Annotated in this window: 25 protein-coding genes and 1 pseudogene; 15 read left to right on the top strand and 11 right to left on the bottom strand. The window is 72.8% G+C overall.

From position 1 onward, the window contains the following. Window positions 1–11: 11 nt before the first annotated feature. Both ACIRG6_RS24785 and ACIRG6_RS24780 read right to left on the bottom strand, forming a co-directional pair. Window positions 12–1,742: a dihydroxyacetone kinase family protein gene (locus tag ACIRG6_RS24785; protein WP_364680486.1), complete on the bottom strand. Its 1,731-nt coding sequence runs from the start codon at window positions 1,740–1,742 to the stop codon at window positions 12–14. Next, window positions 1,739–3,106, bottom strand: coding sequence for an MFS transporter (locus ACIRG6_RS24780; protein ID WP_350725361.1), 1,368 nt, complete (start codon window positions 3,104–3,106; stop codon window positions 1,739–1,741). Before ACIRG6_RS24780 ends, ACIRG6_RS24785 begins: the two co-directional genes overlap by 4 nt. 235 nt (window positions 3,107–3,341) lie before the next feature. Between ACIRG6_RS24780 and ACIRG6_RS24775 the strand changes: the two genes are divergently transcribed. Next, a complete protein-coding gene (locus tag ACIRG6_RS24775) occupies window positions 3,342–4,103 on the top strand; it encodes a FadR/GntR family transcriptional regulator (protein ID WP_318215887.1) in 762 nt (253 codons plus the stop codon). A gap of 220 nt (window positions 4,104–4,323) precedes the next feature. Continuing rightward, window positions 4,324–5,160, top strand: a complete 837-nt coding sequence (locus ACIRG6_RS24770; protein ID WP_403324608.1) for a lysozyme — start codon at window positions 4,324–4,326, stop codon at window positions 5,158–5,160. Window positions 5,161–5,173: 13 nt separating this feature from the next. On the opposite strand, the gene ACIRG6_RS24765 is transcribed toward ACIRG6_RS24770, so the two are convergent. Then, window positions 5,174–5,896 carry an FAD binding domain-containing protein gene (locus ACIRG6_RS24765; RefSeq protein WP_403324607.1) on the bottom strand — a complete coding sequence of 241 codons (723 nt, stop codon included), beginning with the start codon at window positions 5,894–5,896 and terminating at the stop codon, window positions 5,174–5,176. A 144-nt stretch (window positions 5,897–6,040) separates the two neighbouring features. Continuing rightward, window positions 6,041–6,847 (bottom strand): alpha/beta fold hydrolase, encoded by an 807-nt coding sequence (locus ACIRG6_RS24760; protein ID WP_364680476.1) that lies wholly within the window; start codon window positions 6,845–6,847, stop codon window positions 6,041–6,043. A gap of 238 nt (window positions 6,848–7,085) precedes the next feature. Here ACIRG6_RS24760 and ACIRG6_RS24755 point away from each other — a divergent pair, with 238 nt between their 5' ends. From ACIRG6_RS24755 to ACIRG6_RS24745, 3 genes are all read left to right on the top strand, one after another. Next, a complete protein-coding gene (locus ACIRG6_RS24755) occupies window positions 7,086–7,889 on the top strand; it encodes a thioesterase family protein (protein ID WP_403324606.1) in 804 nt (267 codons plus the stop codon). Between the two features lie 96 nt (window positions 7,890–7,985). Beyond that, window positions 7,986–8,591, top strand: a complete 606-nt coding sequence (locus tag ACIRG6_RS24750; protein ID WP_364821378.1) for a flavodoxin family protein — start codon at window positions 7,986–7,988, stop codon at window positions 8,589–8,591. 115 nt (window positions 8,592–8,706) lie between these two features. Then, window positions 8,707–9,288 carry a Dps family protein gene (locus ACIRG6_RS24745; RefSeq protein WP_239769352.1) on the top strand — a complete coding sequence of 194 codons (582 nt, stop codon included), beginning with the start codon at window positions 8,707–8,709 and terminating at the stop codon, window positions 9,286–9,288. 51 nt (window positions 9,289–9,339) lie between these two features. On the opposite strand, the gene ACIRG6_RS24740 is transcribed toward ACIRG6_RS24745, so the two are convergent. Both ACIRG6_RS24740 and ACIRG6_RS24735 read right to left on the bottom strand, forming a co-directional pair. After that, window positions 9,340–9,504 (bottom strand): hypothetical protein, encoded by a 165-nt coding sequence (locus ACIRG6_RS24740; protein ID WP_350725372.1) that lies wholly within the window; start codon window positions 9,502–9,504, stop codon window positions 9,340–9,342. Window positions 9,505–9,538: 34 nt separating this feature from the next. Continuing rightward, window positions 9,539–9,895 (bottom strand): PRC-barrel domain-containing protein, encoded by a 357-nt coding sequence (locus ACIRG6_RS24735; protein ID WP_318215881.1) that lies wholly within the window; start codon window positions 9,893–9,895, stop codon window positions 9,539–9,541. A 238-nt stretch (window positions 9,896–10,133) separates the two neighbouring features. Here ACIRG6_RS24735 and ACIRG6_RS24730 point away from each other — a divergent pair, with 238 nt between their 5' ends. The 3 genes from ACIRG6_RS24730 (at window position 10,134) to ACIRG6_RS24720 (ending at window position 12,360) form a co-directional block, all read left to right on the top strand. Further along, window positions 10,134–10,487: an STAS domain-containing protein gene (locus ACIRG6_RS24730; protein WP_318215880.1), complete on the top strand. Its 354-nt coding sequence runs from the start codon at window positions 10,134–10,136 to the stop codon at window positions 10,485–10,487. Continuing rightward, complete coding sequence (locus ACIRG6_RS24725) at window positions 10,484–11,422, top strand: anti-sigma factor RsbA family regulatory protein (protein WP_403324605.1); 939 nt, start codon at window positions 10,484–10,486, stop codon at window positions 11,420–11,422. Before ACIRG6_RS24730 ends, ACIRG6_RS24725 begins: the two co-directional genes overlap by 4 nt. A gap of 92 nt (window positions 11,423–11,514) precedes the next feature. Next, window positions 11,515–12,360, top strand: a complete 846-nt coding sequence (locus ACIRG6_RS24720; RefSeq protein ID WP_403324604.1) for an RNA polymerase sigma factor SigF — start codon at window positions 11,515–11,517, stop codon at window positions 12,358–12,360. Between the two features lie 10 nt (window positions 12,361–12,370). On the opposite strand, the gene ACIRG6_RS24715 is transcribed toward ACIRG6_RS24720, so the two are convergent. Then, a complete protein-coding gene (locus ACIRG6_RS24715; RefSeq protein WP_403324603.1) occupies window positions 12,371–12,562 on the bottom strand; it encodes a hypothetical protein in 192 nt (63 codons plus the stop codon). Between the two features lie 129 nt (window positions 12,563–12,691). Then, window positions 12,692–13,705 (bottom strand): non-homologous end joining protein Ku, encoded by a 1,014-nt coding sequence (gene ku, locus ACIRG6_RS24710; RefSeq protein ID WP_364682546.1) that lies wholly within the window; start codon window positions 13,703–13,705, stop codon window positions 12,692–12,694. 276 nt (window positions 13,706–13,981) lie between these two features. Here ku and ACIRG6_RS24705 point away from each other — a divergent pair, with 276 nt between their 5' ends. After that, complete coding sequence (locus ACIRG6_RS24705) at window positions 13,982–15,103, top strand: lipid II:glycine glycyltransferase FemX (protein WP_364682532.1); 1,122 nt, start codon at window positions 13,982–13,984, stop codon at window positions 15,101–15,103. A gap of 15 nt (window positions 15,104–15,118) precedes the next feature. Here the strand turns inward: ACIRG6_RS24705 and ACIRG6_RS24700 are convergent, their stop codons facing one another. Both ACIRG6_RS24700 and ACIRG6_RS24695 read right to left on the bottom strand, forming a co-directional pair. Beyond that, a complete protein-coding gene (locus tag ACIRG6_RS24700) occupies window positions 15,119–15,859 on the bottom strand; it encodes a class I SAM-dependent DNA methyltransferase (RefSeq protein ID WP_364682530.1) in 741 nt (246 codons plus the stop codon). A gap of 19 nt (window positions 15,860–15,878) precedes the next feature. Next, a complete protein-coding gene (locus ACIRG6_RS24695) occupies window positions 15,879–17,330 on the bottom strand; it encodes a purine-cytosine permease family protein (protein ID WP_403324602.1) in 1,452 nt (483 codons plus the stop codon). 68 nt (window positions 17,331–17,398) lie between these two features. Between ACIRG6_RS24695 and ACIRG6_RS24690 the strand changes: the two genes are divergently transcribed. From ACIRG6_RS24690 to ACIRG6_RS24665, 6 genes are all read left to right on the top strand, one after another. After that, on the top strand, window positions 17,399–18,040 hold the full coding sequence (locus ACIRG6_RS24690; RefSeq protein WP_364682526.1) for a TetR/AcrR family transcriptional regulator: 642 nt from the start codon (window positions 17,399–17,401) through the stop codon (window positions 18,038–18,040). 20 nt (window positions 18,041–18,060) lie between these two features. Beyond that, entirely contained in the window at window positions 18,061–19,686 is a 1,626-nt protein-coding gene (locus tag ACIRG6_RS24685; RefSeq protein WP_364682525.1) for an amidohydrolase, read from the top strand. Between the two features lie 77 nt (window positions 19,687–19,763). Further along, window positions 19,764–20,462 (top strand): type 1 glutamine amidotransferase, encoded by a 699-nt coding sequence (locus ACIRG6_RS24680; RefSeq protein ID WP_403324601.1) that lies wholly within the window; start codon window positions 19,764–19,766, stop codon window positions 20,460–20,462. Window positions 20,463–20,751: 289 nt separating this feature from the next. Beyond that, window positions 20,752–21,690, top strand: a complete 939-nt coding sequence (locus ACIRG6_RS24675) for a hypothetical protein (RefSeq protein WP_403324600.1) — start codon at window positions 20,752–20,754, stop codon at window positions 21,688–21,690. A gap of 334 nt (window positions 21,691–22,024) precedes the next feature. Then, window positions 22,025–22,828 (top strand): hypothetical protein, encoded by an 804-nt coding sequence (locus ACIRG6_RS24670; protein WP_403324599.1) that lies wholly within the window; start codon window positions 22,025–22,027, stop codon window positions 22,826–22,828. A 125-nt stretch (window positions 22,829–22,953) separates the two neighbouring features. Beyond that, the gene (locus ACIRG6_RS24665; protein WP_350726104.1) at window positions 22,954–23,856 is read left to right on the top strand and encodes a DMT family transporter; all 903 of its coding nucleotides are present in this window, start codon (window positions 22,954–22,956) and stop codon (window positions 23,854–23,856) included. 23 nt (window positions 23,857–23,879) lie between these two features. Here the strand turns inward: ACIRG6_RS24665 and ACIRG6_RS24660 are convergent. Next, window positions 23,880–23,972, bottom strand: a pseudogene (locus ACIRG6_RS24660) (NADP oxidoreductase); the annotation flags it as partial. Between the last annotated feature and the right edge of the window lie 77 nt (window positions 23,973–24,049).

Genomic DNA, 24,049 nt, shown 5'->3' with positions numbered 1-24,049 from the left:
CTCGGCTTTCCTCAGTGGTGGTCGAGCAGTACGCCGTGGACGGCGCGGGTGATCAGGGCGAGCGAGTGCGCGCCCGCGTCGGGGGTGCCGAGGGACTTCTCGGCGTGGGGGCGGGCCCGGCCCTTGCGGGGCAGCAGGCCGGCGGTGGCGGCGGCCGCCTCGGCGGCTCGGTCCGCGGCGCGGTCCCAGGCCTCGGTGAGGGCCAGGCCCTCGGACACGGCCCGGGCGAGGGTGTCGGCGAAGGGCACGAGGACGTCGACCATGGTCTTGTCGCCGACCTCGGCCCCGCCCAGCCGGCGCACGGCGGCGGAGGCCTCCGTGACCCCGGCGGCGACTCGGGCGGCGTCGGGGGCGTCCTGGTCGCCGAGGGCGGTGCCGATCGAGCGCAGGATGGTGCCCCACAGGGCGCCGGAGGTGCCGCCCGCCTTGTCGGCCCAGGCGTCGGCGGCACGGTTCAGGACGGTGCCCGCGCCCGCGCCGAGTCCGGTGGCGTCGGTGGCGGCCCGGCGGGCGGCGGTGGAGCCGCGCTGCATGCCGATGCCGTGGTCGCCGTCGCCGGCCACGGCGTCGATGCGGCCGAGTTCGTCCACGTGCGCGTCGACGGTGCCGGCGACCGCGTCCAGCGCGGCCAGGACGGTGCCGGCGGCGTTCCGGGAGGCGTCGGACGCGGGGGCCACGGCGGTGTCCGGGAGGTCCTCCGCCACGAGGTCCCGGTCGTCCGGCACGGCCTCGCCGAGGGCGCCCTTGCGGTAGGCGGGGGTGTCGGCCGGGGCCCGCCACAGCTCTTCCAGCCGGTCGTCCAGCCAGGTCAGGGTGAGGGAGACACCCGCCATGTCGAAGCTGGTGACGAGTTCGCCGACCTCGGGGTCGACGATCTCCACGCCGGCCTCCTCGAGGAGGGCCGCGACCTTGCGGTAGACGACGAACAGCTCCTCATACTTGACCGAGCCGAGGCCGTTGAGGATCACGGCGGCGCGCTGCCCGGCGGGGGTGCCGACGTCTGCGGGGAGTTCCTTCAGCAGGGTGGCGACCAGGAGGCGGGCCGCCTCGTCGGCGGTGGGCAGGGCCTCCTCGCCGATGCCGGGCTCCCCGTGGATGCCGAGGCCGACGGCCATGCGGGCCTCGGGCACGGTGAACAGGGGGTGGTCGGCGCCGGGCAGGGTGCAGCCGGAGAAGGCGATGCCGAAGGAGCGGGTGCGGGCGCCGGCCCGTTCGGCGACGCGCAGCACCTCGTCCAGTGGCAGGCCCTGCTCGGCCGCGACCGCCGCGGCCTTGAAGACGGGGAGGTCACCGGCGATGCCGCGGCGCTCCGCGGCCTCGTCGGGGCCCGCGCTGGAGATGTCGTCGGCGACGGCGAACGTCCGGGCGTCGATGCCGTCGGCGGCGAGGCGTTCGGCGGCCTGCCCGAAGTGCAGCACGTCACCGGCGTAGTTGCCGTACATCAGGAGCACCCCGGCGCCGCCGTGCGCGGCCCTGGCCACCGAGCGGATCTGCTGGGCGGAGGGCGAGGCGAAGACGTTGCCGACGGCCGCGCCGTGCGCCATCCCCCGGCCGACCAGGCCGGAGAAGGCGGGGTAGTGGCCCGAGCCGCCGCCGATCACCACGGCGACCTGTCCGGCCGGGGTGGCCGTGGCCCTCACGACGCCGCCGGTGACGGGCCGGACCCAGCGCCGGTGGGCTGCGGCGAAGCCCTCCAGTGCCTCGTCGGCGAAGGCGGCGGGGTCGTTGAACAGGCGGGTCATCGAAGGGCCTCCAGGGACTGGTGCTCGGGCTCGGCGGCCGGTTCGTCGGTGCGGTGGCGGGCGGAGAGCCAGATCATCAGGGCCGCGGAGAGCAGCATGAAGAAGCCGACGAGATAGAGCGGTACGTAGTAGGCGCCGGTCCAGTCCTTGAGCCAGCCGGTGATGTAGCTGGAGGCGAACCCGGCGATGTTGCCGGCCGTGTTGATCAGGGCGATGCCGGCCGCGGCGGCGGCTCCGGTCAGGAAGCGGGAGGGCACCGACCAGAAGACGGGCAGGGCGGCGAAGATGGCGCAGGCGGTCACGGTGATCACGGCGACCGTGGCGGTCGGGGAGCCCATGTAGAGGGCGAGGGGGATGGAGACGCCGCCGACGACGGCCGGGCCGGCCACGTGCCAGGTGCGGGTGCCGTGGCGGGTGGCGTGCCGGGTCCAGAAGAACAGCACGATCGCGGCGGGCAGGTACGGGATGGCGGTGATCCACGCCTTGTCCATCACGCTGAACGTGGTGTCGTACTGCTCCTGGAAGCCGTTGATGATCGTCGGCAGGAAGAAGGCGAGGGCGTACAGGCCGTAGACGAAGCCGAAGTAGACGACGGCGAGGATCCAGACGCGTGCGCTGCCGAAGGCCGTCCTGAGGTCGCCCTTGGCGTGCTTGCCCTCGTGGCCGGCCTTCTGGGCGTTCTCCGCGGCCAGCTCGGTGGTCAGCCAGTCACGCTCGGCCGGGGTGAGCCACTTGGCGTCGGCGGGCTTGTCGATCAGGTAGAACCAGGCGACGACGCCGAGGACGATCGCGGGCACCGAGACGAACAGGAACATCACGCGCCAGCCCTCGAGGCCGAACAGTCCGTGGCGGCCGATGAGCCAGCCCGCCAGCGGGGCGCCGAACACGGTGGTCAGCGGCTGGGCGAGATAGAACAGGCCGAGGATCTTGGTGCGGTGCCGGGAAGGCACCCACTGGCTCAGGAAGAGGATCGCGCCCGGGAAGAAGCCCGCCTCGGCGACGCCGAGCAGGAACCGCAGGGTGTAGAGCTGGCCGCTGCTGCTGACCCAGGTGAACAGGAGGGACACGATGCCCCAGGTCACCATGATCCGGGCCAGCCAGCGGCGGGCTCCGAAGCGGTGCAGGGCCATGTTGCTGGGGACCTCGAGCACGATGTAGCCGAGGAAGAAGATCCCGGACGCGAAGCCGAACTGGGCGGCGGTCAGGGCCAGGTCCTGTCCCATGCCGTTGGGTTCGGCGAACGAGACGGCCGTGCGGTCCAGGTAGTTCACGAAGAACATCAGCGCCACGAACGGCACGAGACGGGCTGAGACCTTCTTGATGGCAGTTCTCTCGACTGCCGCGGATGGCGCGTGGGCACCCATTGGCGACTCCTCGGCTCGCCCGGACAGCTCTGTCCGGGGTGGGTCACGCCGGGCGGTCCGCCACGGGGGCGGCCGGCCGGTTCGTTGTCACGCTATGCCTCCGATCCAAATTGGTCACCAATTTACCAGTGTGGTGACCGTCATAGATTCACCGTCGGACGAACTCTTGACAAACCGCGCCTCGGGATCGATGAACTGGCTGGTCAGTCGCCTGCCGACGGTGTCTGGTTGACTGGTGACCGTGACCAGTCAGCCTGATCAGCACAGCTCCGCCGCCGCGCCCGACCTCGCGCAGCTGCTGCGGCCCGTGGTGCGTGAGTCCTCCGTCAGCGAGGTCGCCAAGCGGCTTCTCGACCACCTCTCGGCCGGCGACATCCGGCCCGGCACGCGGCTGCCCGCGGAACGCCAGCTGGCCGAGGCCCTCGGCGTCGCCCGCTCCAGCGTGCGCGGCGCGCTGTCCGCCCTGGACGTCCTCGGCATCATCGAGATCCGCCCGGGGTCCGGCTCCTACGTGCGCGAGGGCACCTCGGAGTTCCTGCCCCGGGCGATCAACTGGGGTCTGATGCTGGGGCAGCGGCGCACCCGGGACCTCGTCGAGGTGCGCACGTACATGGAGGGCGTCTCGGCGCGGCTGGCGGCGGAGCGTGCGACCGACGCGGACGTGGTGCTGCTGGAGGAGCACCTCCAGCACATGCGCGACGCGGGCGGTGACGTCACCGCCTTCATCGACGCCGACATCGCCTTCCACCTGGAGACGGCCAGGATCGCGCGCAACACCGTCCTCAGCGACATCCTGCACAGCATCCGGGCGCTGTTGCAGGTGTGGATGGAGCGGGTGAGCGACATCGAGGGCACGGTCAGCGGCACCCTGTGCGAGCACGACGCCGTGCTCCGGGCCATCCGCGCCCGCGACCCGGAGGCGGCGGACCGGGCGATGGCCGAGCACATGCGGATGGCCAGCGCACGACTGCGCGCCTCCGTGGACGGCGACGGCTGAGCCCGCCCGCTCACGGGCCCGGACGGGGCGGGGACGGCCGGGGCGGCGGCCGTGCGGACCGTCGGGGACAGCGGGGGTCAACGGCTCGGTGCGGTACGGCCGTTGCCGGCCGAGGAACCCTCCGCCCACCGGCCCGCCGCCGGGCCGGGACACCACGCCTGCACGCCGTCCGGGTGAGTGTGAGATGCGGTCCCGCCTGACAGCGGATCGGATGGGACGCATGCGCAGACCCATAGCCGTGGCTTCCCGCCACTCACGCCTGCTCACGTCAGGCGTCGCCCTCGCCACCCCGTCCCTCCTCCTCGCCCTGTGCGCCGTGCCCGCCTCGGCCGACGCGTCCGGCGACACACCCGTCCGCGGTACGGCCTACATGGGCCTTGGCGTGCTGGCCCACGAGGGCGAGCAGGGACGGCCCGCCGACACCCGGGCCACGCAGACCGAGGGCGTGGACGTCTCCAGCCATCAGGGCAACGTCGCCTGGTCGACCCTGTGGAGCAGCGGGGTGAGGTGGGCCTATGTGAAGGCCACCGAGGGCACGTCCTACCGCAATCCCTACTACGCACAGCAGTACGACGGTTCGTACGACGTCGGCATGATCCGCGGCGCGTACCACTTCGCGACGCCGGACACCGCCGGCGGCGCCGCCCAGGCCGACTACTTCGTCGACCACGGCGGCGCCTGGTCCAAGGACGGCAAGACACTGCCGGGTGTCCTGGACATCGAGTACAACCCGTACGGCGCCACCTGCTACGGCAGGACGGCGAGTCAGATGGTCGGCTGGATCAAGGGCTTCCTCGACCGGTACAAGGCGCGCACGGGCCGGTACGCCGCCATCTACACCTCCACCAACTGGTGGCAGCAGTGCACCGGGAACTACAGCGGCTTCGGCTCCACGACACCGCTCTGGATCGCCCGGTACGCCTCGTCGGTGGGCGAACTCCCGGCCGGCTGGAACACCTACACCATGTGGCAGTACACCTCGACCGGGCCGACCGTCGGGGACCACGACAGGTTCAACGGGGCACTGGACCGCGTCAAGGCGCTCGCCAACGGCTGAGCCGGGCGCGAGGTCAACGGCCGGCCGGATCCGCGAGCACGCCGGCGACCTGCCGGCGCACCACCTCCCGCGCCTGCGGGGGAAGCGCGCCGACGTCCGTCCGCTCCAGGGCGCCGAGGGCCTGGTCGGTTCCGTCGTCGCACGCGGTGCTGCCGCTGAGCACCTCGTAGCCGTCGCGGACGGCCACCCGCAGGTGGTGCCGCCCCTCGGCGTCGGCGTGCACGGCGGTGGCGACGACCAGGGGCGGCGGGCCGCCGGCTTCGGCGGGCTGCTTGTGGTAACCGCTGGCCACGGGGGTGCGCCAGTGCAGGGCGAGCAGCAGATGACGCTTGGCCACGACCTCGTACAGGTCGGTCTCGTAGGCACCGTCGGAGCCCAGCACGGTGGCGCGTGCGTCCAGGACGAGGGCCGCGGGGAGCAGACAACGCAGGCTGCTGCCGACGAGGTTGCCGCCGACCGTGGCCGTCCGGCGCACGGCCCCGGTGCCCACGGAACCGGCCGCCCGGCGCAGCACCTGCGGCACGCGGTCGTCGACCTGGTGCAGCACCACGGCTCCGCCCAGCGTCTTCGGCCCGACCACGGTCGCCTCCGGGAGGTTGCGCAGCGACACGGCCTGGTCCGGGAAGCCGTCCCGTTGCCAGGTGGCCCACACGAGCGTGGCCCCGCCGACGGGCACCGCCCCGTCGGCCATGCACTCCTGTGCCTCGGTCACGGACGTGGGCAGACGCAACAGCACGGCGATCGACCTGCTTTCCCGGGACGTCGGCGGTCCTGTCGTATTGTCCGCACGGCCGCAGGGGCGCGTACAGGGCTCATGCCTGGCCGGTGTGCGCCTTTCGCGCGCCGGAACGCCTCCTGCTCGTGAACGCGGCCCGGCCGGTCAGACCACCCTCTCGGCGAGGAAGTCCAGCAGGACGGCGTTGAAGCGGTCGGGCTGCTCGGCGCCGGGGAGATGGCCTGCCTTCTCGACGACGGCCAGGGTGGCGTGCGGGACGAGGCGCCGGATGGCCTCGGCCTCCGCGACCGGGGTGTAGACGTCGTCCGCGCCGACGACGATCAGCACCGGTGCCTTCACACCGGCCAGGACGTCCCGGTAGTCGGGGCGCTCGGCCCGCCCGCGCAGGGCCGCCGCGGCACCACGCGGATCGGTGGCGCACATCATCTCCAGGACGTGTGCGGCCACGTCCGGCATCGCGGTGACGTTGTAGTCGGCGAGCATCTTGCCGATGACCTCGTGCGCGTAGCCGTCCATGCCCTCGGCGAGCAGCCTGTCGGCCAGCCGGTTGCGGAACAGCCTGCCCTCGGCGGTCTCCGCCGGCGCGGAGGTGTCGGAGAGGACGAGGGCCCGCAGGCGCCGCGGGTGGCGCAGCTGGAACTCCATGGTGATCTGCCCGCCCATGGAGACGCCGCCGACCACCGCCCGCTCGATGCCGAGGTGGTCCAGCAGAGCGGCGAGGTCGTCGGCGAAGTCGGCGAGGAGGACCTTGCCGGGGGTCACTTCGCTGCGGCCGTAGCCGCGCAGGTCGGGCGTGACGACGCGGTGGCCCGCCTCCGTCAGCGCCGTGACCTGGGGTGCCCACAGGGTGCGGTCGAAGGGGTGCCCGTGGATCAGGAGGACGGGAAGTCCGGTGGAGGGACCGACGTCGTCGTAGCCGATCGTGGCGCCGCGCACGGTTGCGGAGTTCATGCCGGGACCCTAACTCCCGTGCCGCGGAAGGACGACGCGATGACGGCACCCCGGTGACGGCCCCGCTCACAGGTCGTTGCCGCGCCCTCTCGCGCACCGCCGGGTATCCCCCCGGCCATGTACGTGGCCCTGGCAAGTACCGTCGTGGCCCGGTGGGAGGCACGGTGGCCCACGCCGCCCGTCCCGTCCGCACCGCCCCGTCAGCCCGCCAGCCCGCCAGCCCGGAAGGTGACCCCCCTTGAGCACCGGCAGCTATTTCGAGCCCATAGACGAGCACCGTTACAAGCCGACCTGTCACGCGGGCGGCGCGTGGGACCCCGACGAACAGCACTTCAGCCCGCTCGGCGGTCTCGTCGTCCACGCCGTCGAGCGCCATCTGGCCGCGCGGCCCCGCCCCGGTCTGCTCCTGTCCCGGATCAGCTTCGACATCCTGGGCCGGCTCGCCCTCGACGAGTGCGAGATCAAGGTGGAGACCCTGCGCCCCGGCCGCACCATCCAACTCGTCGAAGCCGTCGTCCGCATCGCCGGCCGCCCCGTCGTGCGGGCCCGCGCCTGGCTGCTGGGCGACGGGGACACCACCGCGGTCGCCGGAGGCGGCGCCGCGCCGCTCGCCCCGCCGCAGACGCTCGAGTCCTGGCCGATGAGCTCCCTGTGGCCCGGCGGATACATCGCCTCCCTGGACGTCCGCCCACTGGCTCCCCCGCGGCCGGGCCGCACGACGGCCTGGGTCTCCACCGGCCTCGACCTGGTCGCCGGGCAGACCGTGAGCCCGCTCGCGTCCTACGTCGCGCTCGTCGACACCGCCAACGGCATCGCCGTACGGGAATCACCGACCCACTGGATGTTCCCCAACGTCGACCTCACGCTCCACCTCCACCGCCGGCCCGAGGGCCGCTGGACCGGGCTGGACACCACCGTCGTCTTCGGCCCGACGGGCCAGGGCATCACCAGCACCGTGCTGCACGACCTCACGGGCCCGGTCGGACACGCCCAGCAGATCCTGACCGTCCGCCCCCTGCCGTCCGCCGACGGCGGCACCTGAGCGGCACGACGCGGCGGTACCTCGGGGCTGGGGCAGGCGGGTGAAGGCCGGGCCGGTGCGTCGGCCGGCCCCGCCGCCCGGGGAAGGGAGGGACTCATGCGCGCACTCGTCATCAACTGCACCCTCAAGCCGTCGCCCCGGCCGTCGAACACCGAGGCCCTGGCCGCCACGGTCATCGCGTCCCTGAAGGGGCACGGGGTGGAGGTGGACGTCGTGCGGGCCGTCGACCTGCGTCTGAAGCCGGGCGTGGCGACCGACATGGGCGAGGGCGACGACTGGCCGGGGGTGCACGAGAAACTGCTGGCGTCGCAGATCCTGATCATGGCGTCGCCGACGTGGCTCGGCCGCCCGTCCTCGGTCGCCCAGCGTGTCCTCGAACGCATGGACGCGATGCTCGGCGAGACCGACGACGAAGGGCGTCCCGTCGCCTACAACCGTGTCGCGGGTGTCCTGGTCACCGGCAACGAGGACGGCGCCCACCACGTCATCAGCGAGATCAACGGCGCGCTCGGCGACATCGGCTTCACCGTCCCCGGTCAGGCCTGGACGTACTGGCACCTCGGCCCCGGACCCGGGCCCGACTACCTGGACGACGAACGCGGCCACGACTGGTCGACCTCCACGGGCCGGGCCATGGCGTCCAACCTCGTCCACGCGGCCCGCGCGCTCGCCGCGACACCCCTGCCGGCCCCACCGTCCTGACCGGCCGCCGCGCGGGCCCGTGAAGGGAGACGTCCGGTTATGTCTGCCGTCGCCGAAGCGGGGCATTCGTGCAGGTGCAATGCCGTACACGACAGATCAGGAGCTGAAGCCCGTCATGACGCACGACCTGACCCCGAAGTACACGGTCCCCGGCATCGAGCGTGAGGCCGCCGGGCGGCTGATCGGCGTGCTGCGCCTGCGCCTGCACGCGCTCAACGACCTGCACCTCACGCTCAAGCACGTCCACTGGAACGTCGTGGGTCCGCACTTCATCGCCGTGCACGAGATGATCGACCCGCAGGTCGACCAGGTGCGCGAGATGGCGGACGACGTCGCGGAGCGCATCGCCGCGCTCGGCGGGGTGGCGCAGGGGACGCCCGGGGCCCTGGTGGCCGAGCGGAACTGGGACGACTACTCCATCGGCCGGGCGGACGCCATCGCCCACCTGGGCGCGCTCGACGTGGTGTACACCGGCGTGATCGAGGGTGTGCGCGCCGCGGTCAAGGAGGCCGGTGAGATCGACCCCGCCACGGAGGACCTGCTGATCGGGCAGCTGCGCGACCTGGAGCAGTTCCAGTGGTTCGTGCGGGCCCACCTGGAGACGGCCGGGGGCACCCTGGCGACGGGCGGCGCGGAGTCCGAGGCGGAGGGCGCCGAGCGGGGCTCGGAGCTCGCCCGGGGCAAGAACGGGCGGTGACGCGTCGAGGGGCCCGGCCGCCTCGGGGCGATGCGGCCGGGCCCTGGGCGCTCAGCGTGCGGGCCCGCCCCGGCGTCCGAGGCGCACCCCGACCAGGACCAGGTCGACGATCAGGACGGCGACCCCGATGACGAACAAGTAGAACAGTCCCTCGGCGGCCACTCCGATCACTCCCAGAACGAACGCCATCAGCAACAGCAGCAGGAACAGGCTCACGGTCGTCTCCCCTCGGACGGATTCCCGCGACGGCTCAGCGCCTGGCCAGCCGGCGTTCGCCACGGCTGCCCTGCTCGTAGGGCAGGTCGTAGTGGGCGAAGACCCCGCTTTCCGCATCGGCCGCCAGTTCGCCGTCCGGATCGATCCCCGGCGCCGACTTGACCAGCCCCTTGTCGTAGGTCACCTTCAGGTAGTCCGGACCGACGGTGGCCTTGTCCAGCGGGACGAACACCAGCCGGCGGCGGGTCGGCAGACCGATGGTGACCGCGGCGAACGCGGGCCGGTCGGTGGCGGTGTCGACGTAGATGGACTCCAGACTTCCGATCCTGTGGCCGCCACTGTCGACGACGTCTTGGCCACGCCAGTCACGAATGTTGTCTGCCTCGAACATGGCTTGCCTTCCCTTCCCAGGACACCCTTCCCTGTCTTGTTCCCCGCTTCGTGCATGAGTCGCATGGTTTGTCCCCACTCCGGCGTAGCGACCGGCGCGCCGGTGACCCGGGCGTGGACCCCCACCCGGCCGGACGAGGGTCACCGTCGCGCTAGGCTGCCTGGTCTGAGCCTTCCTCCCGGCCCCTGCCGAGCGGGGGCGGCGTTTGGGCCCGGCGGTTTTCCGAAGGAGATCGAGTGTGGATGGCACACGCGACAGGGGCCGTCCCGTCCGGTCGCGGGACGGGGCCGTGCTGGAGGTGGGACCGTTGTCCGGACGCCCCGGGATCCGCGCCCGCGGAGAGATCAACGTGATCACCCGCCGGTCCTGGGAAGAGGCCCTCGCCGAGCTGTCCCGGCGGCACGCGGACGTCTCCTACGTGGAGCTGTCGGGGGTGCGCTTCGTCGACGTGGCCGGGGTGGCGGCGCTCGCCGTCACGGCCATGAACCTGCCCGGCGGCCGGGTCGTGGTGGAACAGCCCCCGCCGCAACTGCCGCGCGTGCTGGAGATGTTCTGGCCGTCGCTGCGCGGGATCGAGGTGGCCGCCCGATGAGCACGGTGACCACGGACGAGGTGTTCGCGCATCCGGCACTCTTCTACCGCTCGGAGCGGGAGTACACCGACCACACGGTGTCGTTCGTCCACGAGGGGCTGGAAGCCGGCGAACCGGTGGCGGTGGCCGTTCCCGGACCCAACCTGGAGCTGATCAGGTCAGGCCTCGGCACGCGGGCCCGGAACATCCTGTTCCTGGACATGACGGACGCCGGGCGCAATCCGGGGCGGATCATCCCCAAGGTCCTCCGGGCGTTCGCCGACGAGCACGCGGGGACACGGGTACGCATCATCGGCGAGCCGATCTGGGCCGGGCGCAGCAGCGCGGAGTACCCGGCGTGCGCCCAGCACGAGGCGCTGATCAACGCGGCCTTCACCGGCCGCTCCGCGACGATCCTGTGCCCCTACGACGAGTCCCGGCTGGACCCGGACGTCCTGGCCGACGCGTGGCGCACGCATCCGACGGTCATCGCCGACGGCCGTGAGGCGGCCAGCGAGGCCTACGACTGGCCCTCGGTCGTCGCCCGCTACAACGAGCCGCTGACGGCCCCGCCGGACGCCGCCGTGTTCCCGTTCGGCGTCGGGGAGCTCCCCGACGCGCGCGGCTTCGCCGTGGGGCGGGCCACGTCGCTGGGGCTGGCCGAGCGGCGGCTGCCGGACCTGGAACTGGCCGTGGCGGAGCTGACCACCAACAGCGTGGTGCACGGCGGCGGCCGCGGGACACTCGCCGTCTGGGCCGAGGCGGGGCAGGTGGTGTGCGAGGTCCGCGACAAGGGACGCCTCAGCGATCCGCTCGCCGGCCGCCGGCCGCCGGAGCGGGGGCAGATCGGCGGACGCGGACTGCTGCTCGTCCACTACGTCGCCGATCTGGTGCGGACGCACACGACGGACGACGGCACGGCGGTCCGCTTCCACCTCGGGCTGCCGCACGCGTAAGGCGCAGGTGTGCGAGCCGGGGACCGGGGTAGGCGCCCTGTCGTCGGCCGATGAGGGACAGTGACAGGGCCGACCGACAGGGAGGGCACATCATGGCGACGACGACCGCGCAGGCTACCGAGCAGCACCTCACCGGCGTGCCGGAGATTGCGGACCCGTCCAAGGTGGCGCCCAAGGACGCGCGGGAGTTGTCGAAGCTCTTCTTCGACCAGCTGACGGTCCTCGAAGAGGGCACCGCCGAGTACCAGTACGCGCGCAACACGCTGATCGAGATGAACATGTCCCTGGTCCGCTTCGCGGCCGGCCGGTTCCGCAGCCGGGGCCCGGAGGAGATGGAGGACATCGTCCAGGTCGGCATGATCGGTCTGATCAAGGCCATCGACCGGTTCGAGCTGACGCGCGAGGTGGAGTTCACCTCGTTCGCCGTGCCGTACATCGTGGGGGAGATCAAGCGGTTCTTCCGCGACACGTCCTGGGCCGTGCACGTGCCCCGGCGCTTGCAGGAGGCGCGTGTGCAGCTGGCCCGCGCCACCGAGGAGCTGCGCAGCCGGCTGGGCCGCAATCCCACCACCAGGGAGCTGTCCGAGCTGATGAGCCTGCCGGCGGACGAGGTCGTCGAGGCCCGTCTGGCGGCCAACGGCTACAACTCGTCGTCCCTGGACGCGGCCATCGGCGGCAGCGAGGACGGCGAGTCGGTCCTGGCGGACTTCATCGGCGCCGACGACGCCGCGCTCGCGCTCGTCGACGACTTCCACGCCCTGGCCCCGATGATCGCCGAGCTCGACGACCGCGACCGGCAGATCATCCACTGGCGGTTCGTGGAGGAGCTCACCCAGAAGGAGATCGGCGAACGCCTCGGCGTCTCCCAGATGCACGTGTCCCGGCTGATCTCCCGCCTGCTCGCCCGGCTGCGGGAAGGCATGCTCAGCACCCAGTGAGCGGTGGCCGTCAGGCCTCCAGCCGCTCCCACAGCGTGGCCGCGAACTCCTCGGCACGCACCGGCTTCGTCCGCAGGTCCGCCGCTCGCCGGCGGCCGGCCTCCTCGAAGCGGCGCACCCGGCCGAGGAGTTCGTCGCGTCCGGCGGCCGGCACGCCCCCGGCGTCGAGCCGGTCGGTGGCCTCATGCGGCGGGACCACCATCACAGTCCCCCGCGCCCCTTCTAGCGCGTCAGCGCCACGTCCCTCCAGGTCCGCGGGGAACCCCGCGACCGGCCACGACGCGCCCGCGCCGGACAACGCACCGCGGCCACCCCGGTCCGCGCGGCGCGCTCAGGCCGCAGTGGGCTTCTTCCGGCCTCGTCCGGTGGCGGCGAGGGCGTCGATGAGTTCGCTGCGGGTCATCTTCGAGCGTCCGGGGACGTCCTGTTCGGTGGCCCGGCGGTAGAGCTCCGCCTTGCTCAGCTCGCGCAGCTCCGCCCGCTTCGACGCCGCCTTGCCGGAGGGGGCAGCGGCCTTCTTCCGCTTGGCCGGTGCCGGTGCCGGTGCGGGTGCCTGCCCGCCGCCGCTCTTCGCGCGTTCCAGGCTGCCCTGGAGGACGTCCATGAGGTCGACGACGTCGGTGGCCGTGGGCGGCTCCTCGGCGAGGGCGACCTCCTTGCCCTCGGCCTTCGCCCGCACCAGGTCACGGACCTTCTCCTGGTACGTGTCGTGGTAGCGGCCGGGCTCCCAGGGGCCGCTGAGCGCGTCGACCAGTTGCAGCGCCATGTCGAGTTCCTTGCCCCGGTCGGCCCGGCCCGACGGCAGCTCGGGGAGCTCCTTGACCGGGTCGCGGACCTCGTCGGCCCAGTGCAGGGTCTGGAGCACCAGGATGTCCTTCTCCGCCCGCAGCGCGGTCAGGTACTGCTTGTTGCGCATGACGAAGGTGGCGACGCCCGCCTTGTTCGCCTCGGCCAGGGCGGTACGGAGCAGCTGGTAGACCTTGAGGTACTCCTTGCCGCGCGGGGCCACGTAGTAGGTGCGGTCGAAGTAGACCGGCTCGATCTCGTCGAGGTCGACGAAGTCGGTGATGTCGACGGTCTGGGAACGGCCCGGCGCGATCTCGTCCAGCTCGTCCGGCTCCACGACCACGTACTCGCCCTCGGCGAGCTCGTAGCCCTTGACGATGTCGCCGGTGCCGACTTCCTCGCCCGTGCGCTGGTTGACCCGCCGGTTGCGGATCCGGTCGGAGGTGCCGCGCTGCAGCTGGTGGAAGTGGACCGTGTGGTCCTGCGTCGCCGAGAACAGCCCGACGGGCACGGTGACCAGCCCGAATGTGATCACGCCTGTCCAGATCGCCCGTGCCATGGCCGTCCGCTCCGTCCGTCCTGCCGCGCTGCCGGTGCCTTCACGCCCTTCCACGCTGGCACTCCTCGCGCGGCGCCGCGCGCCGGGCGGGGCACCCAGGGCAATGGCGGGACCGGCGGCCACAGGACGGCTCGCGCGAAGTGCCCGAATAGCCGGTAGCCCGCGCGGTTTCACCGCCGCCGGTATTCCCTGGGGGTGGGGGACGGCACCGTCCGCGCGCCGCGCCGTTGCGGACCGTCGACACCATCGAACGAGCCGAACGAAGGGTCACCGCCCATGAGCCATCACCTGAAGGCGATCACGCGCGAAGAGCATCTGCGCTTCGTCGCGGCCCGGCCTTCCGTGAGCCATCTCCAGCTCCCGTCGTGGGGCGAGGTGAAGCCGGACTGGCGGGCGGAGAGCCTGGGCTGGTTCGACGACGGCGGGGACCTGGTGGGGGTCGCACTGGTGCTGCTGCGCCCGCTGCCGAAGCTGCGGCGCTACCTGGCCTACCTTCCCGAGGGCCCGGTCATCGACTGGAACGCGGCGGAGCTGGACCGGTGGCTGGAGCCGATGCTCGCCCATCTGAAGGGGCGGGGCGCCTTCTCCGTGAAGATGGGCCCGCCCGTGGTGGCCCGGCGCTGGAGCGCCGAGACCGTCAAGGCGGCGATCGCCGACCCCGGCGTCCGGCGGCTGGGGGACGTGAAGGCCACCGTGGAGGATCCCGGCGCCCGCGAGATCGCCGAACGGCTGCGCCGGGCGGGCTGGCGGCGGGCCGAGCCCGGCGGCGAGGACGGCTTCGCCGCCGGGCAGCCGCGTCACGTGTGTCAGGTGCCGCTCGCCGGGCGGTCGCTGGAGCAGATCCGGAACGGCCTCAACCAGCAGTGGCGCCGCAACATCAAGAAGGCGGAGAAGGCCGGCGTCAAGGTCGTCCAGGGCGACCACGAGGATCTGCGCGCCTTCTACGAGCTCTACGTCGAGACCGCCGAGCGGGACAGGTTCGTCCCGCGCCCGCTCGCCTACTTCCAGCGCATGTGGACCGCGCTGACGGCCGAGGACCCGGACCGGATGCGTCTCTACCTCGCCCATCACGACGGTGAGGTGCTCGCCGCGGCCACCATGCTGACGGTCGGCGACCACGTCTGGTACTCCTACGGCGCCTCCACCGCCCGCCGGCGCGAGGTCCAGCCCAGCACCGCCCTCCAGTGGCGCATGATGTGCGACGCCCACGAACGCGGTGCGCGGGTGTACGACTTCCGCGGCATCACCGACACCCTGGAGGAGGACGACCACCTGCTGGGTCTGCTGCGGTTCAAGGTCGGTGCCGGCGGTGAGGCCGTCGAGTACCTCGGGGAGTGGGACTACCCGCTCAACAAGGTGCTGCACAAGGCACTTCAGCTGTACATGTCCCGGCGCTGACCGGCCGGGCCCGGGTCAGGCGGCCGGCTTCTCCCAGACCGAGACGTGCCGGCGGCTCTCGTGGGTGAAGGGCGACCTGTCCCAGTCCTCCCACCGGTCCCGCAGCCGCAGTCCGGCGAGTCTCGCCATCAGGTCGAGCTCGGAGGGCCACACATAGCGGAACGGGATGGAGGCGTGTTCGGCACGGCCGTCGACGACGGTGACGTAGTTCGAACTCATCGCCTGGGTCACGGTGTCGTACGTGTCGAACGCCCATTGCGTGGCGTCGATGCGGAACGGCACCGCGGTCTGCCCCGGCGGCAGCCGGCGCAGCTCCGGCACGCCCACCTCGACGACGAAGCTGCCGCCGGGTTCGAGGTGGTCGGCGGCGTTGCGGAAGCAGTCGACCTGGGCGTCCTGTGTGGTCAGGTTGTTGATGGTGTTGAAGACGAGGTAGACCAGCGTGAACGTGCCCGGCACCCGGGTCGTCGCGAAGTCGCCGATGGTCGCCCCGACGGTGTCGCCGCCCGGCTTGGCGTGCAGCCGGGCCGTCATGGCGCGGGACATGTCGATGCCCTGGACCGGAACACCCCGGCGGGCCAGCGGCAGGGCGATCCTGCCGGTGCCGATGCCCAGTTCGAGCGCCCGTCCCTTCCCCGCCAGCCCGGCCAGCAGGTCGACCGTGCGGTCCACCGCCTCCGGCCCGAACATGTCCGCCTCCGACTCGTCGTATCGCGCGGCGACGCTTTCCCCGAAGTACCCGTCCTCGTCCGGCATGCCGGGACCGTACCTCCGGTCAGGCCGCGGACGCCTGTGATTTTCCGCCGCGCGCCAGGGCGGCGTACAGCAGTGCGGCGACGACCATGCCGGCGGGGAGGGCGAGGTCGATGCCGCCGAGGGCCCGGGCGATCGGGCCGGTGTAGAGGGTGTTGACGCACAGGGCGGCGACGGCGACGCCTCCCGCGAGCGCCAGGGCGCCGGCCGGGTTGACGCCGGCGGTGTACCAGAAGCGGCCGCCGGGGGTCTCGTCCATCAGGGCGGGGCCGTCGTAGCGGTTGCGGCGCAGCAGGACGTCCGTGGCGTAGATGGCCATGGCGGGGCCGAGGAGGACGACGGTGAGCTGGAGGACGTTGCTGACCGTGTCGAGGAAGTCGGAGAACAGCAGCCCGTACAGGGTGAGGGCGACGGCGGCGGTGCCGTCGACGAGGACGCTGCGGGCGCGGGGGATGCGGATGCCGACGGCCTGGAGGGCGAGGCCCGCGCTGTACGCGGTCATGGCGTTGATGGCGATCGTGCCGAGGACCAGGGCGAGCAGGAAGACCGGTTCGAACCAGCCGGGCAGGATGGTGGCGAGCCCGGTCTGCGGGTCGGTCATGTCGACGGCGGTCGCGGCGAGGGCGCCGAGGGAGCTGACGACGACGCCGGGCACGAAGCCGCCGAGCGCGGTCCAGCCGATGATCGACCTGGCGGACGTCTCGCGGGGCAGATAGCGGGAGAAGTCGGCGCTGGTGGTGTACGACAGCGGACCCGAGCCGATGAGGGTGAGTCCGGCCAGGAGGACCGCCCACAGGTCGGTGCCGGTGAGCGACTCGGGCGGCGCGTAGGAGAAGTCGGTGTGCCGCAGCACGCTGACCGCGACGACGGCGAAGGCGGCGGTGAGCGTCAGGCTGATCGGAAGGTACAGCTTCATGATCGTGGCGTGGCCGTAGACGCCGATGGCCAGGGTGAGGGCGGCGATCACCACCACCACGACGACCTTGACGGCGGTGTCGGCCGTGATGCCGGCCTTCTCGACGAGGGCGAACGCGGAGGCCGCGGCGGCGGCCAGGTTGAGGGCGAAGTAGCACACGGAGATCAGCCAGCCGACGATCGCGTTGTTCACGCGGTTGCCGCGTACCCCGTACATGGCCCGTGTGATCACTTCGCTCGGCACCCCGGCGGCCGGGCCGGATATGGACAACAGGCCCGTGAGGAACCAGAAGAGGTTGCCGGCCACGATGACCGCGAGGGCCTGCCACAGGGTCAGGCCCATCAGGACGAGGGCGCCGCCGACCACGAGGCTCAGATAGTTCACTCCCCCCGCGGCCCAGACGGAGAACAACTGCCGCGGGTGACCGTGGCGTTCCCCCTCGGGGATGTGGTCGATGCCGTGGGCCTCCACACGGCCGGCCCGATCCGACTCGGGCGCCCCCTCCTTCTGGGGTGGGGCGGGGGTGCCGGACTGCGAGTCGGGAATCGTGGACGCCATAGGGCTCCTCCGGGTGCTGGTAACCCACCTGCTTGCTTGTTGGTCGCACACTCAATAGCATCGATTCCATGCCGTCAAGCGTTCCGAACAAGCGAATCCGCAAAACTCCTGCCGCCAGACGTGCGGAAATCGTTGCGGCAGCCGCCGGCGTCGCTCTTACCGAAGGACTGGAGTGCATCACCCTGCGACGGATCGCCGAGGAGCTCGACGTCCGCCCGGGACTGATCAGCCACTACTTCCCGGCGGTGGAGGATCTGGTGGCCGAGGCCTACGGCGACGCCGTCGGCGCCGAGCTCGACGAACTCCTTCCTGCCGACCGGGCCGGCGCCACGCCGACACGGCATCTGGCGCGCTTCTTCGCCCGGACGAGCGGAGAGGCGTTCGACGACATCAGCCGGCTCTGGCTCAACGCCCGCCACCTCAGCCGCTACCGGCCCACGCTGCGCGCGCGGGTCGCCGCCCAGGAGGCGGCCTGGCGGCACCGGCTCGAGGCGCTCATCCGCGAGGGCGTCGAGCGGGGCGAATTCCGCACCGCCGATCCGATGGCGGCCGCCATCCAGATCCTGGTCGTCCTCGACGGCCTCGGCATGCTCGTCAACAGCGACGACACCGGCGACGACCCGCCCGTGGTGCTGCGCATGCCCGCCACCACCGCGGAACGCGAACTCGGCCTGCCCGTCGGCACACTGGCACCCGCCGACGCCGACTGACCCGCCCTCAAGGAGCCTTTGTGCGTACCTCTCTCATCCTGCTCTCGGCCCGTCTGCTGGACCCGGTCACCGGCGGGTTCCTGCCGCAGACCGCGCTGGCCGCCTCCGACGGGCGCATCACCGCGCTCGGCGACGACCGGGAGATCCGCGCCCTCGCGGACGCCTCGACCACGGTGATCGACCTCAAGGGCGCCGTGGTGACACCCGGTCTGGTCGACGGGCACATCCACCCCGTCGGCGGCGCCGACATGACCCACGGCCTCGACCTGTCGGGCTGTACCGACCTGGAGCAGGTGCGTGAGGCGCTGGCCGGCGCGGTGCGCGACCTCGCCCCCGGCGCGTGGCTCCAGGGCTGGGGCCTCGACCCCAACGTCTTCGCGGGGCGCCCGGTCGGGACGGCTCCCTTCGACGCCGTACTCGACGGCGTGCCGGCGTTCCTGATGCTGTTCGACGCGCACTCCGCGCTGGCCAGCCGGCGCGCGCTGGAACTCGCCGGGGTGGCCGGGCCGCGCACCTTCGCGCAGGCCACCGCCGAGGTGGTGTGCGACGCGGACGGCAGGCCCACCGGGCTGCTGCTGGAGGACGCCGCCTGTGAGCTCGTGGAACGCCTGCTGCCCCAGCCCACGCGCGAGGAGCGCCGCGACCGGCTCGCCGCAGCCCTGCGCGCCATGGCCGCCACCGGTCTGACCGGCGGCCATGTCATGGACGCCAACGGCGACAGCCTCGCGCTCTTCTCCGAGCTGGACGCGGCCGGGCGGCTGCCGGTGCGGCTGCGGGTGGCGCCCTGGTGCCAGCCCGGCACGGACGCCGAGGGCGTGCGAGCGCTGATCGAGGGGCAGGGCGCGGGCGGCAGGCTCTGGCGGACCGCGGGCGTCAAGATCTTCATGGACGGGACCGTGGACAACGGCACGGCCTGGCTGGAGCAGCCGGACTGTCACGGCGAGTCCCGGGACGCGTTCTGGCCGGACCCGCAGGAGTACACCCGTATCGTCGGCGAGCTGCACCGGGCCGGTGTGCCCACGGCCACCCATGCCATCGGTGACGCGGCGGTACGTCATGTCCTCGACGCCGTCGAGAAGGCCCGGGCGGGCGGCGGGCACGGGGTACGGCACCGGGTCGAGCACATCGAGACCGTCCCGGACGACACCGTGCGCCGGTTCGCCGGGCTCGGGGTGGTCGCCTCGATGCAGCCCACCCACTGCTGCGACTTCACCCGGGCCGACCACACCGACAACTGGTCACGCCGCCTGGGCGAGGAGCGGGCCTCGCGTGCGTGGCGCTGCCGCGATCTGCACGACGCCGGTGCCGTGGTCGTCCTCGGCTCCGACTGGCCCATCGCCCCCTACCCGCCGCTGGGCGTGATGGCGGGCGCCCGCCACCGCCGGCCCACCCGCGACCTCGGGCGGGCCCCGCACGGCCCGGAGCAGGCGCTCACGGCGCTGGAGGCGCTGCGGGGCATGACCGTCAACGCGGCCTACGCGGCGGGTGAGGAACACCAGGCCGGCCGGCTCGCCGTCGGTCACCGCGCCGACCTGACCGTCCTGGCCGCCGATCCGCTGACCGTCGCGGCCACCGAACTGGCCGCAGTGCCGGTACTGCTGACCGTCCTGGACGGCGACCCGACGCATCGCGCCGCCAGTCTGTGACGTCCCCCGAGGGTTGGCTCCCGGCGCGGTGCGGGCAAGGGGCTGGTGTCCGGGTGCGGTGAGCGGGAGGTGGGCGGTTGTCACGGCTGCTGGTGGTGCAGAACGGCCGGAGCGGCGGGCCGGGCCGGTTCGGTGACTGGCTGGCCGCGGAGGGGACGGCACTGGACGTGGTGCACGCGTACGCCGGAGCGCCGCTCCCCCGGCGTCTGGACCACTCGGGCGTCATGGTTCTGGGCGGCGGCTACCTGCCCGACGACTACCTGGGCGCCCCCTGGCTGGCGTCCACGCGCGCGTTGGTCGCCGAGGCACTGGAGCGGGGTGCCCCCGTGTTCGGCATCTGTCTCGGCGGCCAGCTGCTCGCGCATGTCGCGGGCGGCACCGTCCGGGGGCGGCACGGCGAGCCGGAGATCGGCAGCACACCGCTGAGCCTGCGCCCGGAGGCCGGGGCCGATCCGCTGTTCCGGGGGCTGCCGGACCGGGTGAGCGCGATCGAACACCATGTCGACGCCGTCACCACCCTGCCGCCGGGGGCGTCCTGGCTGATGGAGAGCGAGCGGTGCCCGTACCAGGCGTTCCGGGTCGGTGACCGGGCGTGGGGCGTGCAGTTCCACCCGGAGGCGGACGCGGACCGGGTGCGGTCGTGGGATCCGGAACGGATCCGGGCCCTGGGCATGGACCCGGCGGAGCTGTCCCGCCGGGCGGAACACGACGGTCCGGCGGCCACCGAGGTCTGGCACGAGGTCGCCCGGCGTTTCGCCGCGGTCCTCGGGGAGTGAGTCGCGAGCCTCGGGCACGGGGCAGGGCGGGCGTGAGGACCGGGCTGTGCCCCGGGGCCGGCTCCGGTCACACACGCGCCGGGGTGGGGCGCAGAGTCCCGTGCCGGCGACGACCGTGTCCGGGTGCGAGCGGGCGGGACGAGGCGTCCGGGTGGGCACCGTCCGGGTCGCGGGGCGGCCGGGGCGGCCGTAGACAGGAGGGAGGAGCGCGGGCAGACCGCACATGGCGTCGCGGAGCGGGCGCAGCCGGCCGTGGCGGTCGTGGACGTCCGAGTGGAGGCCGAGGAGCATGCAGCGTAAGGGCGGGCGCCGGCGGAGCGCGGGCGAGCAGGACGTGGAGGCGGTCCTCGACGAGCTGTACACCACGCCGCCGTCCGACTTCGTCCCCCGGCGTGAGGAGCGGGCCGCCGCCGCGAGAACGGCCGGTCACGCGCAGGACGCCCGCCGCATCCGTGCCGCACGCCGGCCCACCCGCGCCGCCTGGGCGGCGAACCTGTTGCTGCGCTCCCGGCCCGAGGAGAGCCGGCGGTTCCTGGAACTGGGCCAGGAACTGCGCGAGGCACACCGCACCCTGGACGCCGCCGGTCTCAAGGAGCTCTCCGCGCAGCGCCGGAAGGTCGTCTCCGCCCTGTCCCGGCAGGCGGTCCAACTCGCCGACGAGGCGGGTCACCAACTGTCGGAGACGGCGCGGCGGGAGGTCGAGTCGACCCTGCGCGCGGTCCTCGCCGATCCGGACGCGGCCGGCCGATGGGCGGAGGGACGCCTGGAGAACTCACTCACCCCGCCGTCGGAGTTTCCCGCCGCCATCGCACCACCGGATTCCGCACCGGTACGAAAGCCGTCCCGGCCGGCGGCGAAACATGCCCCGGCCGGAACGCGGGCCGAGGACGAGCTCGCCGAGCGGCGGCGCAAACGGCAGGAGGAACTCACCCGGGCCCAGGAGGTCGCCGAGGCCGCCGAGCGCCGTGCCGATGAGCGGCGTGCGGCACGGACGGACGCCGAGGAGGCACTGCGGCAAGCCCGTGACGACCATGACCGGGCGCGACAGCAGGTGTCCGCCGCCGAGCGTCAACTGCGCGACGCGCGCGAGGAGTTGAAGCGCACCGAGCGCGAACGGCGAGAGGCCCGGGAGAGGAACAGGGCGGCCGGCGACGCGCTGGCGGGGGCCGAGCGGGAGGCACGGGAGGCGGCGCGGCACATGGAGCGGCTGGCCGCCCGCGTCCGGTAGTCCGGCCGGACCGTTTGCTGTCCGGGCGTCGGGTGTCTGCGTTCCGAACACCCGGGCGACAACCGGCACCGGGCAGCGCCCCCGAGAGCCACTGAAGGCGTCGATGTGCCGGTGACGCGTACCACGGTGCAGACCTGACGTGGTATACCGGCCCGAAAGCAAACAGACGAACAACAGGCGCCGTCGTCCGTACCATTTGGGAGTCGACGCGGTCGGCAGCAGTACCGAACACTCCGCTGCCCGGCGCCGACCGGACATGACCTCCATGTCCCACGACTTATGTCCTGCCGTCCTCCCGTGCCTTCACGGCCGCGAATCGAGGAGAGTCAACACCATGTCCGAGAGCACCACGCAGACCGCCACCGAACTCGCGTCGCAGTACAGCGTTCAGGTGGCGAGCGACCTGGAGCGCAACGTCAAGGAACAGGAGCGCATCAGCGGGGAGATCACCGACCTGCAGCAGCAACTCGCCGCGCTGCAGCACGACCACGCCCTGCTGGTGAACATGCAGCAGGCGCTCGGTGTCACCACGCCACCCGCCCCGTCGGTGACCGACAAGGCGCCGGTGCCCGCACCCCGTGACAGTGCCGCCGCCGAGACGGCCGCCGGGAGCAAGCGCACGCGGGGCGGGAAGGCCGGTGCCGCGCCCAAGCGCGCCGCGGCCGCGAAGCCGGCGACGAAGCCCGCTGCCAAGTCCACCGCCAAGTCCGCGTCGAAGTCGCCCGCGAAGCCGGCCACCAAGTCGGTCACGAAGGCGGCCACGAAGGCGGTCGGGAAGCCGGCGGCGAAGAAGTCGACGGACCGGTCCTCCTCCCCCGCGGCCGCCGTCTCCTCCGCGTCGTCCTCCTCCGCCGCGAAGCCGGCCCAGCCCACGCTGGTCGAACTGGTCCGCAAGCACCTGAGCGAGCAGAAGGAGCCCCGCTCCGCCGCCGAGGTCACCACGGCACTGGGCCAGGCCCACTCCGACCGCACCATCAAGACCACGGTCGTGCGCACCACGCTCGAGGGGCTCGTCGCCAAGAACCAGGCCCAGCGCACCAAGCAGGGAACGTCCGTCTACTACACCGCCTCCGACACGCCGGAGCCGAAGCAGGACGACGCCGGGGCACAGTCGGGTTCCGACGGCGCCGACGACTGACCCGGCTCCCCGGAAACACGGCCGCGCCGGAGCACCACACCGCCGGGCGGGCCGGACGGCCCTTCGCGCCCGCTCCGGTGGTGCTGCGGCGCGCGGCCGGGGCGAAACGGGGTGAGGATCGGTGGATGGGTGTTGTCCTGCCGGTGCTCTTCGCTCTCGTCGCCGCGTTCAGCAACGCGCTGGCCACCGTGCTGCAGCGGCGGGCCGCGCTGAGCGTGCCGCAGTCCCAGGGGTTCCGTCCGGGCCTCGTCGTCGACCTGTTGCGGCGGCCGGTCTGGCTCGGCGGCATGCTGGCCGTCGTCGTCGCCGGGGTGGGGCAGGCGGCGGCCCTGGCGACCGGGCCCATGTCACTCGTCCAGCCGTTGTTCGTGCTGGAACTTCCGCTGGCGTTGCTGCTGGCCTCGCTGCTGACCCGCCACCGCCTCGCCGACGTCCTGTGGCTCGCCGTGGGCGGTGTGGTCGTCGGCCTGGGGCTGGCGCTGGCGGCGGCCGCGCCGGGCGGCGGCAGCAACGACGTCTCCATGGACCGCTGGGTGCCCGCGCTCGGGGCCTGTGCCGGGGCGGCCGTCCTGCTGGCCGCGGCCGGGCTGAAGCGGCCCGTCGGCAAGGCACGCGCCGGCTGCCTCGGCGCGGCCACCGCGGTCTGCTACGCCCTGACCGCCGGGCTGATGAAGGACTCCATGCGGGTCCTCGACACGGACGGCGTGATCGGCTTCCTGACCGTCTGGCAGACGTACGCGTTCGCCGCGGCCGGTGTGTGCGCCGTGCTCCTGCTGGAGCACGCCATGCAGGGCGGCCCTCTGGTCGCCTCCCAGCCGGCCCTCACCCTCGGCGACGCGACGGTGAGCCTGCTGCTCGGCGTGGTCCTGTACCGCGAGGACGTACGCACCGGCTGGTGGGTGCTGCCGCAGCTGGCCGGCGTCGCCCTCATCGTCGTCGGCGTCCTCACTCTGGCCCGGCGGGGGGTGGATCTGCGGACCGGCAGTGAGTCACGGCCCGGGACGGGTGGCGAAGCACCAAGCACCTGAGAGGAAGCCGCCGACTGGTCCTGCGCGGCAGTCTCTTCCAGGAGTCCGGCACGTTCGAGACCGCCGCCGGCCACGGGTCGGCGGCCCACGTCCTGCACCAGCTCGCGAACGCGCGAGCGATCGCACCTCCGTTGGCATACGCGGCCGGACCGGGCCACCAGGAAACAGAAGAGGGTACGGGGGCTTTGCGTCA

The sequence above is a fragment of the Streptomyces flaveolus genome, assembly GCF_044765825.1.
GTDB lineage: Bacteria > Actinomycetota > Actinomycetes > Streptomycetales > Streptomycetaceae > Streptomyces > Streptomyces flaveolus.
Note: the sequence above shows the minus strand (reverse complement) of the source record. Positions and strands in the feature narration are given on the sequence as shown.

Bases quoted from the DNA above. Each gene is read 5' to 3' on its own strand.
- ACIRG6_RS24770 (WP_403324608.1), top strand. From the start codon at position 4,324: ATGCGCAGACCCATAGCCGTGGCTTCCCGCCACTCACGCCTGCTCACG.
- ACIRG6_RS24695 (WP_403324602.1), bottom strand. From the start codon at position 17,330: ATGGCGTCCACGATTCCCGACTCGCAGTCCGGCACCCCCGCCCCACCC.
- ACIRG6_RS24670 (WP_403324599.1), top strand. From the start codon at position 22,025: ATGTCCGAGAGCACCACGCAGACCGCCACCGAACTCGCGTCGCAGTAC.
- ACIRG6_RS24700 (WP_364682530.1), bottom strand. From the start codon at position 15,859: ATGCCGGACGAGGACGGGTACTTCGGGGAAAGCGTCGCCGCGCGATAC.
- ACIRG6_RS24760 (WP_364680476.1), bottom strand. From the start codon at position 6,847: ATGAACTCCGCAACCGTGCGCGGCGCCACGATCGGCTACGACGACGTC.
- ACIRG6_RS24785 (WP_364680486.1), bottom strand. From the start codon at position 1,742: ATGACCCGCCTGTTCAACGACCCCGCCGCCTTCGCCGACGAGGCACTG.
- ACIRG6_RS24745 (WP_239769352.1), top strand. From the start codon at position 8,707: ATGACGCACGACCTGACCCCGAAGTACACGGTCCCCGGCATCGAGCGT.
- ACIRG6_RS24750 (WP_364821378.1), top strand. From the start codon at position 7,986: ATGCGCGCACTCGTCATCAACTGCACCCTCAAGCCGTCGCCCCGGCCG.
- ACIRG6_RS24725 (WP_403324605.1), top strand. From the start codon at position 10,484: ATGAGCACGGTGACCACGGACGAGGTGTTCGCGCATCCGGCACTCTTC.
- ACIRG6_RS24780 (WP_350725361.1), bottom strand. From the start codon at position 3,106: ATGGGTGCCCACGCGCCATCCGCGGCAGTCGAGAGAACTGCCATCAAG.
- ACIRG6_RS24735 (WP_318215881.1), bottom strand. From the start codon at position 9,895: ATGTTCGAGGCAGACAACATTCGTGACTGGCGTGGCCAAGACGTCGTC.
- ACIRG6_RS24690 (WP_364682526.1), top strand. From the start codon at position 17,399: ATGCCGTCAAGCGTTCCGAACAAGCGAATCCGCAAAACTCCTGCCGCC.
- ACIRG6_RS24720 (WP_403324604.1), top strand. From the start codon at position 11,515: ATGGCGACGACGACCGCGCAGGCTACCGAGCAGCACCTCACCGGCGTG.
- ACIRG6_RS24675 (WP_403324600.1), top strand. From the start codon at position 20,752: ATGCAGCGTAAGGGCGGGCGCCGGCGGAGCGCGGGCGAGCAGGACGTG.
- ACIRG6_RS24665 (WP_350726104.1), top strand. From the start codon at position 22,954: ATGGGTGTTGTCCTGCCGGTGCTCTTCGCTCTCGTCGCCGCGTTCAGC.
- ACIRG6_RS24705 (WP_364682532.1), top strand. From the start codon at position 13,982: ATGAGCCATCACCTGAAGGCGATCACGCGCGAAGAGCATCTGCGCTTC.
- ACIRG6_RS24715 (WP_403324603.1), bottom strand. From the start codon at position 12,562: ATGGTGGTCCCGCCGCATGAGGCCACCGACCGGCTCGACGCCGGGGGC.
- ku (WP_364682546.1), bottom strand. From the start codon at position 13,705: ATGGCACGGGCGATCTGGACAGGCGTGATCACATTCGGGCTGGTCACC.